At 55.8% G+C, this 16,337-nt stretch carries 13 protein-coding genes; 4 read left to right on the top strand and 9 right to left on the bottom strand.

Features of this window, described 5'->3' with window-relative positions; all coding sequences use genetic code 11:
- Nucleotides 1–78 precede the first annotated feature (78 nt).
- The 3 genes from ldtD to ACXKZD_RS12745 all read left to right on the top strand — a co-directional run bounded on the left by ldtD (nt 79) and on the right by ACXKZD_RS12745 (nt 3,293).
- Complete coding sequence (ldtD, locus tag ACXKZD_RS12755; RefSeq protein ID WP_115387741.1) at nt 79–1,890, top strand: L,D-transpeptidase; 1,812 nt, start codon at nt 79–81, stop codon at nt 1,888–1,890.
- Nucleotides 1,891–2,075: 185 nt separating this feature from the next.
- Entirely contained in the window at nt 2,076–2,624 is a 549-nt protein-coding gene (gene mepK / locus ACXKZD_RS12750) for a peptidoglycan L,D-endopeptidase MepK (RefSeq protein WP_010254972.1), read from the top strand.
- A 39-nt stretch (nt 2,625–2,663) separates the two neighbouring features.
- Nucleotides 2,664–3,293: an MBL fold metallo-hydrolase gene (locus tag ACXKZD_RS12745; RefSeq protein WP_111533585.1), complete on the top strand. Its 630-nt coding sequence runs from the start codon at nt 2,664–2,666 to the stop codon at nt 3,291–3,293.
- Nucleotides 3,294–3,335: 42 nt separating this feature from the next.
- Here the strand turns inward: ACXKZD_RS12745 and ACXKZD_RS12740 are convergent, their stop codons facing one another.
- From ACXKZD_RS12740 to pncB, 4 genes are all read right to left on the bottom strand, one after another.
- Nucleotides 3,336–4,526 (bottom strand): amino acid aminotransferase, encoded by a 1,191-nt coding sequence (locus ACXKZD_RS12740; RefSeq protein ID WP_061704151.1) that lies wholly within the window; start codon nt 4,524–4,526, stop codon nt 3,336–3,338.
- 233 nt (nt 4,527–4,759) lie between these two features.
- Nucleotides 4,760–5,905, bottom strand: a complete 1,146-nt coding sequence (gene ompC, locus ACXKZD_RS12735) for a porin OmpC (protein WP_488981647.1) — start codon at nt 5,903–5,905, stop codon at nt 4,760–4,762.
- A 300-nt stretch (nt 5,906–6,205) separates the two neighbouring features.
- On the bottom strand, nt 6,206–7,606 hold the full coding sequence (gene asnS / locus ACXKZD_RS12730) for an asparagine--tRNA ligase (protein ID WP_033766846.1): 1,401 nt from the start codon (nt 7,604–7,606) through the stop codon (nt 6,206–6,208).
- A gap of 157 nt (nt 7,607–7,763) precedes the next feature.
- Nucleotides 7,764–8,969: a nicotinate phosphoribosyltransferase gene (gene pncB, locus ACXKZD_RS12725; protein ID WP_050679503.1), complete on the bottom strand. Its 1,206-nt coding sequence runs from the start codon at nt 8,967–8,969 to the stop codon at nt 7,764–7,766.
- A 243-nt stretch (nt 8,970–9,212) separates the two neighbouring features.
- Between pncB and pepN the strand changes: the two genes are divergently transcribed.
- On the top strand, nt 9,213–11,828 hold the full coding sequence (gene pepN, locus ACXKZD_RS12720) for an aminopeptidase N (protein ID WP_033766848.1): 2,616 nt from the start codon (nt 9,213–9,215) through the stop codon (nt 11,826–11,828).
- A 37-nt stretch (nt 11,829–11,865) separates the two neighbouring features.
- Here the strand turns inward: pepN and ssuB are convergent, their stop codons facing one another.
- Genes ssuB through ssuE form a run of 5 tightly spaced genes read right to left on the bottom strand, consistent with a single transcriptional unit; the run spans nt 11,866 to nt 16,127 of the window.
- Nucleotides 11,866–12,654, bottom strand: a complete 789-nt coding sequence (gene ssuB / locus ACXKZD_RS12715; protein WP_033771287.1) for an aliphatic sulfonates ABC transporter ATP-binding protein — start codon at nt 12,652–12,654, stop codon at nt 11,866–11,868.
- Nucleotides 12,651–13,442, bottom strand: coding sequence for an aliphatic sulfonate ABC transporter permease SsuC (ssuC, locus tag ACXKZD_RS12710; protein ID WP_010254987.1), 792 nt, complete (start codon nt 13,440–13,442; stop codon nt 12,651–12,653). The genes ssuB and ssuC overlap by 4 nt, the downstream gene beginning before the upstream one ends.
- Nucleotides 13,443–13,452: 10 nt before the next feature.
- Nucleotides 13,453–14,601: an FMNH2-dependent alkanesulfonate monooxygenase gene (gene ssuD / locus ACXKZD_RS12705; protein WP_022625932.1), complete on the bottom strand. Its 1,149-nt coding sequence runs from the start codon at nt 14,599–14,601 to the stop codon at nt 13,453–13,455.
- A 9-nt stretch (nt 14,602–14,610) separates the two neighbouring features.
- On the bottom strand, nt 14,611–15,564 hold the full coding sequence (locus tag ACXKZD_RS12700) for a sulfonate ABC transporter substrate-binding protein (protein ID WP_089414406.1): 954 nt from the start codon (nt 15,562–15,564) through the stop codon (nt 14,611–14,613).
- A gap of 11 nt (nt 15,565–15,575) precedes the next feature.
- Nucleotides 15,576–16,127, bottom strand: coding sequence for an NADPH-dependent FMN reductase (gene ssuE, locus ACXKZD_RS12695; protein WP_010669775.1), 552 nt, complete (start codon nt 16,125–16,127; stop codon nt 15,576–15,578).
- Nucleotides 16,128–16,337: the final 210 nt, after the last annotated feature.

Genomic DNA, 16,337 nt, shown 5'->3' with positions numbered 1-16,337 from the left:
TATACTCACATGATGAGTCACGGCGCGGTCGCAGTGGATACAGGGAACACTGCGAAGTTGAAAAACAAGGGGGCAGGGATGTTGCTGGTAAAAAAATTAAATCATCATCGCGTTCTATCATTGTTAGCGCTGGCGCTAACCGTTGTTCCATTTACGCTACCACAGGCCGCTGTTATCGCCGCTTTGCCCGGGACAACGCAGGCGGCTATCTCCGTTTCCGAAAGTCAGCAACGCATCCGGCAGGCGTTTTCCAGCGCCGATCAGCCGTTTTATCTGGCACCGCTGGCGACGCTCTATGCATCCCGCCATATGCAACCACTCTGGCAGGATCCTCAGGCGATACAAAAATTTCAGCAGCAGCTGGCTGAAGTGGCACTTTCTGGTGTTCAGCCACAGTTCACGCGCTGGATTGAGCGTCTGACTAACCCGGCGATCACCGGCTTTGCCCGGGATGTCGCGCTGTCCGATGCGATGCTGGGCTATCTGCAATTTGTTTCGAATGTGCCGACGCAGGGTGAAACCTGGCTTTACAGCAATGTTCCCTACCGGCTGACACAGCCGTCGGTGGCGGTCGTGAATCAGTGGCAGAACGCGGTCAATGCAGGATCGGGCAACACGTTTATTGCGTCACTGCAGCCGCAGCACCCGCAGTATCAGCCGATGCACGCCGCGCTGAAAACCCTGCTAGGCGATAAGCAGCCCTGGCCGCAGCTGAAGAGCAGTGAAACACTGCGTCCGGGACAGGTCAGTGACGATGTGCCGGCGCTGCGTGAAATCCTGCAGCGCAGCGGCATGTTAACGTCGCAGGTTAATGCGCCTGCACCGGATGACGATGCGGTGCCGGTGGCCGCCTCACCAGTGACCCACAGCGACCAGCCGGTTGCGGTCAGCCCTTCTGCCGCGCCAGTCACCGATCTGTCTGCGCCGTCACTGCAATCGCCGGGTAACGTTCAGAGTCAGACGCTGGAAGGGAATACCGCCAATGTCTATGACGAGACGCTGGTGGCGGGTGTGAAGCGTTTCCAGCAGTGGCAGGGACTGGATGGCGACGGTGCTATCGGTGCCAGAACGCGGCAGTGGCTTAACGTCTCTCCGCAGATGCGTGCTTCGTTGCTGGCGCTGAACATTCAGCGACTGCGCCTGCTGCCGGACGATATGCACAACGGCATTATGGTGAACATCGCCAACTACTCGCTGATTTATTACAACAACGGCAACAAGATCCTCTCATCACGGGTCATTGTCGGGCGTCCCGATCGCAAAACGCCGTTGATGCGCAGCGCGCTCAATAATGTGGTGCTGAACCCGCCATGGAATGTGCCAACGACGCTGGTGCGTAAAGATATCATTCCTAAAGTGAAGCAGGATCCGACCTATCTCTATAAGCATGGCTATACCCTGCTGTCGGGCTGGAGCGCTGACGCTGAAGTGATCGATCCCAGCATGATCGACTGGCGCATGGTCACCGCTTCATCGTTCCCCTATCGGTTGATTCAGGCACCGGGTGTGGCGAATGCGCTGGGCCGCTATAAATTTAATATGCCCAGCTCAGATGCGATCTATCTGCACGACACGCCGAACCATAACCTGTTCCAGCGTGATATCCGCGCGCTCAGCTCAGGCTGCGTTCGGGTAAATAAAGCGTCTGAACTGGCAGGCTTATTACTGCAGGACGCGGGCTGGAATGATGCCCGCATCTCCAGCACGTTAAAAGAGGGTGACACCCGCTATGTGCCCATTCGCCATCGTATTCCGGTCAATCTCTATTATCTGACGGCGTGGGTCGCTGATGATGGCAAACCACAGTTCCGCACAGATATTTACAATTATGATGACACCGCGCGTTCGGGCAGTCAGGCACTGAGTCGCGCTGAGCAATTGCTGCTCTAGTGATTGATTTTAAATCGTTAGCGGCGGGCCGGTTATTCAGAAAAATGTTATCAAATAGCGATTCCTGCAGGGATCGCCACGCAAACAGGTTGCAGATGGGTTGACGCTCTACTGAGAGAAAGTTATGGTTCGGGCTGTGCGCTTTTTGCACATTTCTATGGCTTCACTCTCAGGTAAATCGTTACATGTCTACTATTGATTCTTTTCGTCGCAAACTACTGCTGTGCGGTAGCGCCGCCGCCGGTCTGGCATTATTACCCGCTTCTGCAAGGGCCTCGCTTTCTACCTCTCGCCCGCGTGTATTGATGCTTAATAATCTTCATACCGGTGAAACCCTTAAAACTGAGTTTTTTAATGGTAAGAGTTACGACAAGGATGAGTTGTCACGATTAAATCACTTTTTCCGTGACTATCGCGCCAATAAAGTGAAAAGCATCGATCCGCACCTGTTTGATCAAATCTTCCGCCTGCAGGCGCTGCTGGGAATGCGTAAACCGATACAGCTGGTTTCGGGCTACCGTTCACTGGCAACCAACAACATGTTACGTGAGAGCGGTCCTGGGGTGGCAAAGCACAGCTATCATACCAAAGGCCAGGCAATGGATTTCCATATCGAAGGGGTTTCTCTGGCCAATGTACGCAAAGCGGCGTTATCTCTGCGTGCGGGTGGTGTAGGATATTATCCCCGCAGTAACTTTGTACATATTGATACCGGGCCGATCAGGCACTGGTAATGACACCGGCAACGCTGCGTGAGCCGGTCATGGAGCGTTATGAATTACCACATTATTCCTGTTACCGCGTTTGCCCAGAACTGTTCAGTTATCTGGTGCGAGTCCACTCGTGAAGCCGCGCTGGTTGATCCAGGCGGCGATGCCGATCTGATCAAAGAGACGCTGGAACAATGCAAACTTAAACCTTCCCGGATTCTGCTGACCCATGGACACCTTGATCACGTCGGGGCCGCCGTCGAGCTGGCTGCCTTCTGGCAGATTCCGATTGTCGGACCGCAAAAGCGTGATGCATTCTGGCTGGAAGCGTTGCCTACCCAGAGCCGGATGTTCGGACTTGATGAATGCGCGCCTTTTACCCCCGATCGCTGGCTGGAAGAGGGGGAGAGCGTACAGGTAGGGCTGACCACGCTGGAAGTGCTGCACTGTCCGGGCCATTCGCCTGGCCACGTGGTGTTCTTCGATCGGCCAGGAAGGTTACTGATTTCAGGTGACGTGATTTTTAATGGTGGTGTGGGACGCACAGACTTCCCACAGGGCGATCATCAGCAGTTAATCGATGCTATCCGCACGAAACTGCTGCCGCTGGGCGATGATGTCACTTTTCTGCCCGGTCACGGCCCGATTTCTACGCTGGGGCATGAACGCATCAGTAATCCTTTCCTGCAATAAAAAATGGGCCAGCAGGCCCATTTTTCAATTCGGTCATCCTGCTTACAGCACGGCGACAATGGCTTCGCACAGCGCCGACATATTGTCTGGCGTCATGCCCGCCACATTCACCCGACCTGAGTTCACCGCGTAGACGCCAAACTCTTCACGCAGGCGAATGACCTGCTCTTTGGTTAAGCCACTGAACGAGAACATGCCGTTCTGCTTAATAATAAAGCTGAAGTCGCGCTGTGCGCCTTTTTCCGCCAGGGTATTTACAAAGAGCTGGCGCATGCGCTGAATACGCTGGCGCATGTCCGACAGCTCCTGCTCCCAGATGGTACGCAGGGTATCGTTGCCCAGAATGGTGGCGACGATGGCGGCGCCATGTGCCGGCGGATTGGAGTAGTTCGCGCGAATGGTGTACTTCACCTGACTGAACGCGGTATCTGCCACGCTCGCATCGGCGGCAACCAGCGTGATGGCACCAACACGCTCGTTATACAGGCCGAAATTCTTGGAGTAAGAGCTGGCGACGATCAGTTCCTGATGCGAGGCGGCAAAAATACGCAGGCCTTCTGCATCTTCCTCCAGACCACGGGCAAAACCCTGGTAAGCGAAGTCGAACAACGGCAGCCAGCCGTTGGCCTGTGACAGCTCCGCCAGCTGTTGCCACTGCTCGGCGGTCGGGTCGATACCGGTCGGGTTATGGCAGCAGCCATGGAACAGCACCACGTCGCCTGGCTGAACCTGTTTCAGTGACGCCAGCATACCATCGAAATCGAGCGTATGGTTTGCAGCGTCATAATAGTGGTATTCACAGACTTCAAGACCGGCAGCATTGAACACATTGTTGTGATTCGGCCAACTCGGATTGCTGATCCAGACCCGCTTCACCGAGGTTTGCGTGGCGAGGAAATCGGCTGCAACGCGTAGCGCACCGGTACCACCCGGTGTCTGAGCCGTGCGAGCGCGGCCAGCGGTGATTAGCGGACTCTGGTTGCCGAACAGCAGGGCCTGCGTGCAGCGGGCGAAATCAGCCAGACCATCAATGCTGAGATAGTTTTTGGTGGTTTCATTTTCCAGCAGATATTGCTCAGCTTTTTTAACACTGGTCAGCACCGGGGTCTTGCCGGTTTCGTCTTTATAGACGCCGATACCCAGATTGATTTTTTCCGGGCGGTCGTCAGCACGAAACAGATCGGCCAGCCCAAGAATAGGATCGGCGGGTGCAGCAGAGATCGATTCAAACATGTGTCAGGTCCATTAGCGTGAACTTTAGCGAAAAGAGCTCTCAGGTTAGCGTCCGGCCAGGCAAATGCCAACCGTTTGCGAGACAAATTCATACATTTTGCGGTGCGGATTGCGCGACGGGGAAGTACAGACGTTTTAGCGGAGTAGAAGGGCGTGAGGAAACAGAGTTCTGGTGAATAACAGCCATAAAAAAACGGGACCGTAGCCCCGTTTTTCAACATGTTTAAGCAGGATTAGAACTGGTAAACCAGGCCTACACCAACCACGTCGTCTGAGTTCATACCCAGTGCGTTGTCGTCATCCAGCTGGTTGATTTTGTAATCAACATAGGTAGACATGTTTTTGTTGAAGTAGTAAGTCGCGCCAACATCGATGTATTTGTACAGGTCAGCATCGCCCACGCCTTCAATATCTTTGCCTTTCTGCTGCACGTATGCGATGGATGGACGCAGACCGAAGTCAAACTGATACTGAGCAACTAACTCAATAGTCTGGCTTTTGTTAACATAGGCAGTGCCATTAGTGGTTGAGCCAGGGAGAGCGCCAGCGGCGGTGTTAGGTACGGTAGCGTCATAAAATGAAGAGTTACGGCCTTCGCCATACATTGCCGCCAGGTAAACGTTGTTCGCATCATATTTCAGCGCAGTTGCCCAGTTCTCTGCACGTTTGCCCTGACCGATTACGTTACCATTCGCGTCAGTAGTACCCGCTGCCTGTGCATTAGTACGGTCGCTGCTGCTGTATGCACCAACGATGCCTACACCGATTGGTGAGGTGTAAGAAGTTGAGAACGCGTAGCCGTCGCCGTTAGAACGACGCACACCGTCGCTGTTACCGTCACGATCGTTTTTACCCTGATACTGAGCAGCAAAGTCCCAGCCATCAACCAGACCGAAGAAGTTGGTGTTGCGGTAGGTCAGCAGGCCGCCGCTACGACCGTTCATGAAGTTATCTGAGTTACCCCAGTCACCACCAAATACTGGCAGCATATCGGTCCAGCCGATTGCATCGTAAACCAGACCGTAGTTACGACCGTAGTCGATTGAGCCTGCATCGCCGAATTTCAGACCGGCGAAGCCCAGACGGGTCTTGTTGTCGTCTTGTGCGTCAGAACCTTCAGAGTTGTTCGCCTGAATGTTATATTCCCACTGGCCGTAACCGGTCAGTTGGTCATTAATCTGGGTTTCGCCTTTGAAGCCGAAGCGCACATAAGACTCATCGCCATCATCACCAGCGCTATCAGAGAATTGGTGACGCGCATCCACTTTACCGTACAGGTCCAGTTTGTTGCCGTCTTTGTTATAGATTTCTGCAGCGTTTGCTGCGCCAGCTACTAACAGAGCAGGGATAACCACTGCAAGAATATTGCGCTTCATCATTATTCATTACCCTCATTGGAGTTATTTGTACACCTGCCACTGCCGTCAGGAAATCTTTACAGAACCCTGAACGAAGTTTGGTGTCTTCCTGTGTCTGCACGCATCTTTCCATCCCACCCGCCGTAATTCTAGCGCTTAAATGCTACTAAACTCGTAATCTTGTTTCAGTAAGAAAATATGTATTACAAAATGTAAAAAACACGGAACTTTGTGAGAGAACTCAAAATTTACAAAAATAAAAAAAGGCCGGCAGTGCCGACCTCGTTATATATATGAATTTCTTATATTTAATGCCGAATATCAGAAACTCGCGTTGCGTGGGGTGCGCGGGAAGGGGATTACGTCCCTGACATTTTGTACGCCGGTGACATAGGCGATTAAACGTTCAAAGCCTAATCCAAAGCCAGAATGTGGCACGGTACCGTAGCGACGCAGGTCACGATACCACCAGTAATCTTCTTTATTCAGACCCATCTCTTCCAGACGCGCATCCAGGACATCCAGACGTTCTTCACGCTGTGAACCGCCAATGATCTCACCAATGCCTGGCGCCAGAACATCCATCGCCGCCACGGTTTTGCCATCGTCATTCAGGCGCATATAGAACGCTTTAATGTCTTTCGGATAGTTTTTCACCACCACCGGCGCTTTAAAGTGTTTCTCGGCCAGGTAACGCTCATGTTCAGAGGAGAGGTCAATACCCCAGGAAACCGGGTTTTCGAAGGTCTGACCGCAGTTCATCAGGATCTCAACCGCATCGGTGTAATCCACCTGCGCGAAATCGGTGGTGATGAAACGCTGCAGGCGCTCAACCGCCTCTTTATCTACCCGCTCAGCAAAGAAGGCCATGTCATCGGCACGCTCTTCCAGCACCGCGTTGAAGACATACTTCAGCATTGATTCGGCCAGTGCAGCGGCATCATCCAGTGAGGCAAAGGCGATTTCCGGCTCCAGCATCCAGAATTCCGCCAGATGGCGGCTGGTGTTGGAGTTCTCTGCGCGGAACGTCGGACCGAAGGTGTAGATCTTCGACAGGGCACTGGCATAGGTTTCGCCATTCAGCTGACCGGAAACGGTCAGGAACGCCTCTTTACCAAAGAAATCTTCGCTGAAGTCAACTTTGCCCTGATCGTTACGCGGCAGGTTTTCCATATCCAGCGTAGAGACACGGAACATTTCGCCGGCACCTTCGGTATCGGAGGCGGTAATCAGCGGCGTCGAGACCCAGAAATAGCCATTTTCATGGAAGAAGCGATGCAGCGCCTGCGCCAGGGTGTGGCGAACGCGGGCGACCGCGCCAATCAGGTTGGTGCGCGGACGCAGGTGAGCCACTTCGCGCAGATACTCGATACTGTGGCGTTTCGCCGCCATCGGGTAGCTATCGGGATCTTCCACCCAGCCCACGACTTCAAGGTGGGTCGCCTGAATCTCAAACGCCTGGCCCTGACCCGGCGAGGCCACCACTTTACCGGTGACGATAACGGAACAGCCCGTGGTCAGACGCAGCACTTCATCCTGATAATTATTCAGAGAATTATTGACGACAGCCTGAACGGGATTAAAGCAGGAGCCGTCATAGACAGCGATGAAGGAAAGACCGGCTTTGGAATCTCTTCGGGTACGCACCCAACCACGTACGGTGACTTCACTGTCAACCGCGACGCGACCGTGCAGTACGTCCGCTACAGGCACTACGCTCATAAATATCTCTCTATATAGAAGAAGTGAGTAAAAAAGTTGCCCCATCCGGGGTTTTGCTATGTTACTTGCGAGTCTTCAGGAAACAAGCAAAATTCAGGGGGAAAGCAGATTTATTACAGCAGAGGCGGGGCGCATCAACGCCCCGATAAGAAGAGGTTTAACTCGCTTTTTTCACCAGCGGCAGATCAAACGCTTTTCGCAGGGCTCTGACAAAGGCTTTATCCTGGCAGATAGTTTTGCCCGGGCTGTCTGAGAGTTTCGCCACCGGCTTGCCATTGCACTGCACCAGTTTGATAACGATATTCAGTGGCGTCACGCCCGGAATATCGCAGGTGAGGCGGGTTCCGATGCCGAACACCACGTTCGTCCGCTGGCCAAAGTGGCGGTAAAGCGCCAGCGCTTTGTCGAGATTTAAGTTGTCAGAAAAGACCAGGTGTTTGCTTTGCGGATCGATACCCAGCTTCTGGTAGTGGGCGAGGGCTTTCTCGCCCCATTCGACCGGATCGCCGGAGTCGTGGCGCAGTCCCTGGTAGCGGCGGGCAAACACCGGACCGAAATCGCGCAGGAATGCGTCCATAGCGATGCAATCGGTCAGGGCGATGCCCAGCTTATCGTCATACTCATCCAGCCACGCCTGTAGCGCAGCGCGCTGGCTGTTGGCCAGTACCGGACTGATCTGCTGGAAGGCCTGGAACCACTCATGCGCCTGTGTTCCCACCGGCGTCAGTGACAGACGGCGCGCCAGATCATAGTTACTGGTGCCAATCAGCCACGGAAAATCCTGTTTCAGCGTTGAGACGATCGACTGCTGCACATCCTGCGAATAGCGACGACGGGTGCCGAAATCCATCAGGCGGAAGCGTGACATATCAAGGTCAGCAAGCTGGCCTTTAAAGTCGCCGAGTTTCTGATGTAAGTGGTCAAGTGCCTGCTGAGTAGTGACCTGCGGCGTGCGATGACGATGCACAATCTCACTGATCAGCGCCAGCAGCGGCACCTCCCACATGATCACTTCGCGCCACGGCCCCTGAATACGGAGTTCCAGCTTGCCATGGTGATTGCGCACCTCAACCTGATCCGGGTTATAGCGGAACTGGCGTAACCAGCTGAGGTAATCCTGCCGGAAGAAGGGAAGGTGAGACAACCAGGTCGCTTCATCATCAGTCAGCGCCAGGTGTTGCATTGCGGTTATCGCGTCACGAATTTCGTCAGCGTAGAGACCCAGCAGTTCGTCGCCGCGGCAGCGAAACTCCGCCGCCACCGTTATGTCATGATAGCGGTGGAAAACGGCCTGCTGCATATGGAGCTTATAGGCGTCCGTATCCAGCAGCGAGGTCAGTATCGGGGAAGCATGTCCTGTCATGGCGCGTTTCAGCATCCTGTTCGGTGGCGCAGAGCCCGGTGTTGTACACAGTCATAAAGACGCAAAAGTATAATTCACTATCTGAAGCCGATCACAGCATATTTCAGACGGGCGGGTCGAGGCCAATCTGTGCCATTGTTAACAAAGTGTAGCCATTTCACCCTTTAGGTGCATTGTGCGTGGCAAGCTTGTAGTAACAAGCTTAGACTTTGCCGGTAAACTTATAACAACGCGAGACGCAATATGACGCAACAGCCCCAAATCAAGTATCGCCACGACTACCGTGCGCCTGAGTACACCATCACCGATATCGATTTAACTTTTGAACTGGATGCGTCCACCACCCGCGTAACGGCCATCAGCCAGGTTAAACGGCTGGGCGACAGCCAGGCTGAGCTGCGACTGGACGGCGAAGCGTTGACGCTGATTGCGCTGGAGGTCGACGGGCAAGCCTGGACGGCCTTCCGTGAAGAAGAGGGCGCACTGGTCATCAGCCAACTGCCGGAAAGCTTCACCCTGAAAATTATTAATGATATTCATCCGGACCAGAACACCGCGCTGGAAGGGCTGTACAAATCGGGCGAGGCGCTCTGCACCCAATGTGAGGCTGAAGGCTTCCGTCATATTACCTGGTATCTCGATCGCCCCGACGTGCTGGCGCGCTTTACCACCACCATTTATGCCGATGGTGAACGCTATCCATTCCTGCTCTCCAACGGTAACCGCATTGATAGCGGCCGGGATGAGCAGGGTCGCAGCTGGGTGAAGTGGCAGGATCCGTTCCCGAAACCCTGCTACCTGTTTGCGCTGGTGGCGGGCGATTTCGACGTGCTGCGCGACAGCTTCACTACCCGTTCAGGACGTGATGTGGCGCTGGAGATCTTCGTCGATCGCGGTAACCTCGACCGTGCCGACTGGGCGATGACCTCGCTGAAAAACAGCATGAAGTGGGATGAAGAGCGTTTCGGTCTGGAGTATGACCTCGACATCTTTATGATCGTGGCGGTGGACTTCTTCAACATGGGTGCCATGGAGAACAAAGGCCTTAACGTCTTCAATGCCAAATATGTGCTGGCTAAAGCGGAAACGGCGACGGACAAAGATTACCTGGGCATTGAAGCGGTTATCGGTCACGAATATTTCCATAACTGGACCGGTAACCGCGTGACCTGCCGCGACTGGTTCCAGCTCAGCCTGAAAGAGGGACTGACGGTGTTCCGCGATCAGGAGTTCAGCTCTGATCTGGGTTCACGCGCGGTGAACCGCATTGATAACGTGCGTATCGTACGCGGTGCGCAGTTCGCCGAAGATGCCAGCCCGATGGCACACCCGATCCGTCCGGATCAGGTCATTGAGATGAACAACTTCTACACCCTGACGGTGTATGAAAAAGGGTCAGAAGTGATCCGTATGATGCACACCCTGCTGGGTGAAGAGAACTTCCAGAAGGGCATGAAGCTCTATTTTGATCGCCACGACGGTAGCGCCGCCACCTGCGATGATTTTGTTCAGGCGATGGAAGATGCTTCAAATGTTGACCTGTCGCAGTTCCGCCGCTGGTACAGCCAGTCCGGTACGCCAGTGCTGACGGTGCGCGACGATTACAACCCGGAGCTGGAGCAGTATACGCTGCACGTCACGCAGCACACGCCTGCGACTGCCGATCAGAAAGAGAAGCTGCCGCTGCATATCCCGCTGGATATTGAACTCTACGATGGCGAAGGCAAGGTGATCCCGCTGCAGAATAATGGTCATCCGGTACATCATGTGCTGAATGTCACCGAGGAGTTCCAGACCTTTATTTTCGATAACGTCTACTTCCAGCCAGTGCCGTCGCTGCTGCGCGAATTCTCTGCTCCGGTGAAGCTTGATTACAAATGGAGTGATGCTCAGCTCACCTTCCTGATGCGTCATGCACGCAACGATTTCTCCCGCTGGGATGCGGCTCAGAGCCTGCTGGCGACCTATATCCGTCTGAATGTCGCCCGCTATCAGCAGGGTCAGCATCTGTCACTGCCGCTGCATGTGGCCGATGCCTTCCGCGCGGTGCTGCTGGATACCGACTGCGACCCGGCGCTGACCGCGCTGATCCTGACGCTGCCGTCGGAAAATGAGATTGCCGAGCTGTTTGATACTATCGATCCGCAGGCGATTGCGCTGGTGCGTGACGCACTGCAACGCACGCTGGCACGCGAACTGGCCGATGAGTTTTTTGCGATCTACAACGCCAATCAGCAGCCTGAATACCGCGTGGAGCATGACGCGATAGGTCAGCGCAGCCTGAAAAATATCTGCCTGACCTATCTCGCCTTCAGCGATGCGCAGCTGGCGGATAAACTGGTGCAGACGCAGTATCACCAGGCGACCAACATGACCGATGCGCTGGCGGCGCTTTCTGCTGCTGTTGCGGCACAGTTACCGTGCCGTGATGCGCTGCTGGCAGCTTACGATGAGCGCTGGCATCAGGATGGTCTGGTGATGGACAAATGGTTTGTGCTGCAGGCGACCAGTCCGGCCGCTAACGTGATGCGCAATGTGCGTCAGCTTCTGAATCATCGCTCCTTCACCATGAGTAATCCGAACCGTGTTCGCTCGCTGGTGGGTGCCTTTGCCTCGGCTAACCCGGCCGCCTTCCATGCTAAAGATGGCAGCGGTTATAAGTTCCTGGTGGAGATGCTTACCGACCTCAACACCCGCAATCCGCAGGTTGCGGCACGGATGGTGGAGCCGCTGATTCGCCTGAAACGTTATGACGAAGGCCGTCAGGCGATGATGCGCCAGGCGCTGGAGCAGCTGCTGGAGCTGGATAAACTCTCTGGCGACCTCTACGAGAAAATTACCCGGGCACTGAACGCCTGATAATAAAAAAGGGGAGTGTCTGAGACACTCCCCTTTTTTAGCGCTGCTGCGCGAAACGAACCGGCTGCGGTCGCTCCGTACGCTGCATGACCCGATCCAGTACCTCCGCTTCCAGCTCGGCCAGCCGCGCCGATCCGCGACGGCGGGGACGGGGCAGATCCACCAGCAGATCCAGCCCGATTTGACCCTCTTCGATCAACAGCACGCGATCTGCCATCACCACCGCTTCACTGACATCATGCGTAACCAGCAGCACGGTAAAGTGATGCTGCTGCCACAGTGACTCAATCAATCCCTGCATTTCAATGCGGGTCAGGGCATCCAGCGCCCCCAGCGGTTCATCCAGCAGCAGTAAACCGGGCCGGTGGATCAGCGCTCTGGCCAGTGCGACGCGCTGTTTCTGGCCGCCGGAGAGGGCGGCTGGCCACTCATCAGCCCGATCGGCGAGGCCTACCGCCGCCAGCGCATCCAGCGCCGCGCTGCGCCATTCGCGTCCGCGCAGACCCAGTCCGACGTTATCGATCACTTTTTTCCACGGCAGCAGTCGCGCATCCTGAAACATCAGGCGGGTATCTTCACGTGCCGACTGCAGCGGCGCATTGCCTGCCAGCAGTTCACCGCTGGAGCTCTGTTCGAGACCGGCCAGCAGGCGCAGCAGCGTGCTTTTGCCACAGCCGCTGCGGCCCACCACCGCCACAAACTGACCTGAGGGAATATGCAGGTCAATCTTATTCAGAATGGTGCGGCTGCCATACTGTTTGCTGACGCCGTTAACGCCAACCGGGGTACCGGTGTTAAGGCGCGCCGGTGAGAGAGTCTGACTCATGCGTTCTCCTCCTTCAGTTGATAAGCGGGATGCCAGCGCAGCCAGACACGTTCAAGCAACAACGCAGCGACATCCGCCAGTTTGCCGAGCAGGGCGTAAAGAATAATAGCGACCACCACCACATCGGTCTGCAGGAATTCACGCGCGTTCATGGCCAGATAGCCGATACCCGCGTTGGCAGAGATGGTCTCTGCGACAATCAGCGTCAGCCACATCAGGCCCAGCGCGAAACGCACGCCGACCATGATATTGGGCAGCGCGCCGGGCAGGATCACCTGGATAAACAGGCTCCAGCCGGAAAGGCCATAGCTGCGCGCCATCTCAACCAGCCCGCGATCGATGTTGCGGATGCCGTGATAAGTATTCAGGTAGATCGGGAACAGCGTACCCAGCGCCACCAGAAAGATTTTGGCGGACTCATCGATACCGAACCAGAGGATCACCAGCGGGATCAGCGCCAGATGCGGCACATTGCGCAGCATCTGTACCGAGGTATCCAGCAGCCGTTCACCGGTTCTGGAGGTGCCGGTAATCAGCCCGAGTAGCAGGCCGATAGAGCCGCCGATACTGAAGCCGATCAGCGCCCGCCAGCTACTGATCGCCAGATGCTGCCAGAGTTCACCACTGGCGGTCAGCTGCCAGAAAGTGGTCACAATTTTCTCCGGTGCGGGCAGAATACGGGTCGACAACCAGCCGGTTTGCGAGGCAATCTGCCACACCACCACCAGCAGCGTCGGCAGCAGCCAGGGCACCAGCGTATCAGCAAGGCGTTTTCGGGTTCTGGTCATCATGCTCTCCTCAGCCCCGGGCGACTTTTTTCTCAGGGGTAAAATCGTTGGCTACCGCTTCACCGTGTGCCTGAACCACGCGCGGCTGGGGCACCAGTGGGACCTGCAGGTCAAGATGCGGGAACAGCAGTTCGCCGACGCGATAAGCCTCTTCAAGGTGCGGATAACCCGACAGGATAAAGGTCTCAATGCCCAGCGCTTCATACTCTTTGATGCGTGCGGCCACGGTCGGGCCATCGCCGACCAGCGCGGTCCCGGCTCCGCTGCGCACCAGGCCGACGCCTGCCCACAGGTTAGGGCTGATTTCGAGCTTGTCGCGGCGACCGCCATGCAGTGCGGCCATCCGGCGCTGCCCCACAGAGTCTGCCCGCTGGAACGCCGCCTGCGCTTTCGCGATGGTGGCGTCATCCACATTGGCAATCAGTTTGTCTGCGGCCTGCCAGGCCTCTTCATTGGTTTCACGCACGATCACATGCAGACGGATGCCGAACCGGACGGTGCGTCCCTGGGCAGCCGCTTTCGCACGCACCTGATCAATCTTCTCTTTAACCTGCGCAGGGGGTTCGCCCCAGGTGAGGTAGACATCGACCTGTTCGGCCGCCAGCTCCTGGGCGGGTTCAGAAGAGCCACCAAACCACAGCGGGGGACGAGGCTGCTGCACCGGTTTAAACATCAGACGCGCACCGCGTACCTTCACGTGCTTGCCTTCATAATCGACGGTTTCGCCTTCCAGCACCCGACGCCAGACGCGGGTAAACTCGGCGGATTCCGCGTAACGCTCGCGGTGATCGAGAAACACGCCGTCGCCCGCCAGCTCTTCCGGATCGCCGCCGGTCACCAGATTAAACAGCGCACGTCCGTTAGAAAGACGGTCCAGCGTGGCGGCCTGACGCGCTGCCTGGGTTGGTGAAATCACCCCAGGACGCAGTGCGACCAGGAATCGCAGGCGCTGCGTCACCGGAATCAGCGAGGCGGCAACCAGCCAGGCATCTTCACAGGAGCGGCCGGTCGGGATCAGTACGCCACCAAAACCGAGGCGGTCAGCGGCCTGCGCCACCTGTTGCAGATAGGCGTGATCAACCGGTCGCGCCCCTTCGGCGGTACCAAGATAGTGGCCGTCGCCATGCGTCGGCAGGAACCAGAAAATGGATACGCTCATTGTTGCTCCTTATTGCGTCACGTTATGCGGATGCCAGATGCGATCCTGAATCGTCACTTTTACTGGCAAGAGATGATTGGCATAGAACAGGTCAGCAGTGCGCTGCTGAGCTGCGGCAGTTTCGGCACTGACCGGCGAAATGCGGGTGGGTGGCCGATGGCTGAGGTAGCTGGCGATAACCGGTTCGGGCAAGCCCATCGCCTGCGCCAGTAACGTGGTGCTCTGCTGACGCTGGCTGATTGTCAGCGCGTCAGCAGAACTGAAGGTGTCGAGCACCTGCTGAATAAACGCGCCATGGGCTTCGGCGTAACTGCGGGTCGCTAAATAGAAGGAGCCGGTCAGGTTAAGGGAGCTGCCATCAATCAGCAGGCGCGAATTTCCCTGCAGCAGCACCGATGAATAGTAGGGGTCCCAGATTGCCCAGGCATCAACGTCACCCTGCTGGAAGGCGGCGCGCGCATCGGCGGGAGTGAGATAAACCGGCGTGATGTCTTTAAAGGTCAGACCCGCCTGCTGTAAGGCGCGCAGCAGTAAGTTGTGAGAGCTGGAGCCTTTCTGGAAAGCCACTTTCTTGCCTTTCAGATCCGCAACCTGTTTCAGCGGGCTGCTTTTTGGCACCAGAATCACTTCCGCTTTGGGTTTTGGCGGCTCCGCGCCAACATAGAGCAGATCCGCGCCCGCGGCCTGGGCAAACAGCGGCGGAAGGTCACCGGTGCTGCCCAGGTCGATACTGTTGATATTCAGCGCTTCCAGCATTTGCGGACCTGCAGGGAACTCGATCCACTTAATCCGGGTATGGGGAAATCGTTTTTCCAGTAACTGATGTGACTTCGCCAGCACCATGCTGACCGAACCTTTCTGATAGCCGATGCGAATCTCAGACGGATCGGATTCGGCGGCCTGTACCTGGAGGCCAGCCAGTAAAAGTCCGGCCACCAGCCACTTTCCTAATCTCTGTTTCATCGATCTCTTCCTTATACCGCTTGCGCAACGGGATGGTGGTGACGGGTCAGCGCCAGCCAGAAGGCGGAGACGGCTTCATCCAGGCGCTGTGACAGTGAATCCTGCAGTTCGGGCTGACGGTCGTAATGGCTGATCTGGCTGTCTTCGGCATAAACACCATGCAGGATCTCCTGCGCCTTTAAGGCGTTGAGCACCGGCTTGAGGGCATAGTCCAGCGCCAGCATATGACCGGCGCTGCCGCCGCTGGCCAGCGGTAATACGACTTTGTGTTCCAGTGCGCGCTCAGGCAGCAGATCGAGCAGAGTCTTCAGCGCACCCGAAAACGACGCTTTATAGATAGGTGTCGCAATAATCAGGCCATCAGCCGAAGCCAGATCGTCACGCAGGGCGAGAAGCGCAGGCGCATCAAAACGCGCATTGATCAGATCGTCAGGCTGAAAGTTGTGAATATTCCAGGGGATGACTTCAATGCCACGCGCCTCCAGCTTGTGCTGACACAGCGTCAGCAGTGAGGTTGAGCGGGAGGGGAATCGTGGGCTGCCTGCCAGCGTAATAACTCGCATCATCACTCCTTATAACTAAAAGTTATTGATTATCAAATGTTGAGAACTTATGTCTTCATACTGTCAGAGCAGGAGAGTGGGCTTAAATGATTTATCCGGCAAAGTAAGGGTGAAATCTGCAAATAGAAGCGGTAGTGGCAGGTGTCAGCATCGCCGCTTCCGATAATTCTTAAATTATGTGTCGGCAGCAGAACAATTCATTAAGAGGGA

It is taken from the genome of Pantoea sp. ABR1s, assembly GCF_057812235.1.
This window is presented reverse-complemented; position numbering and strand designations above follow the sequence as displayed.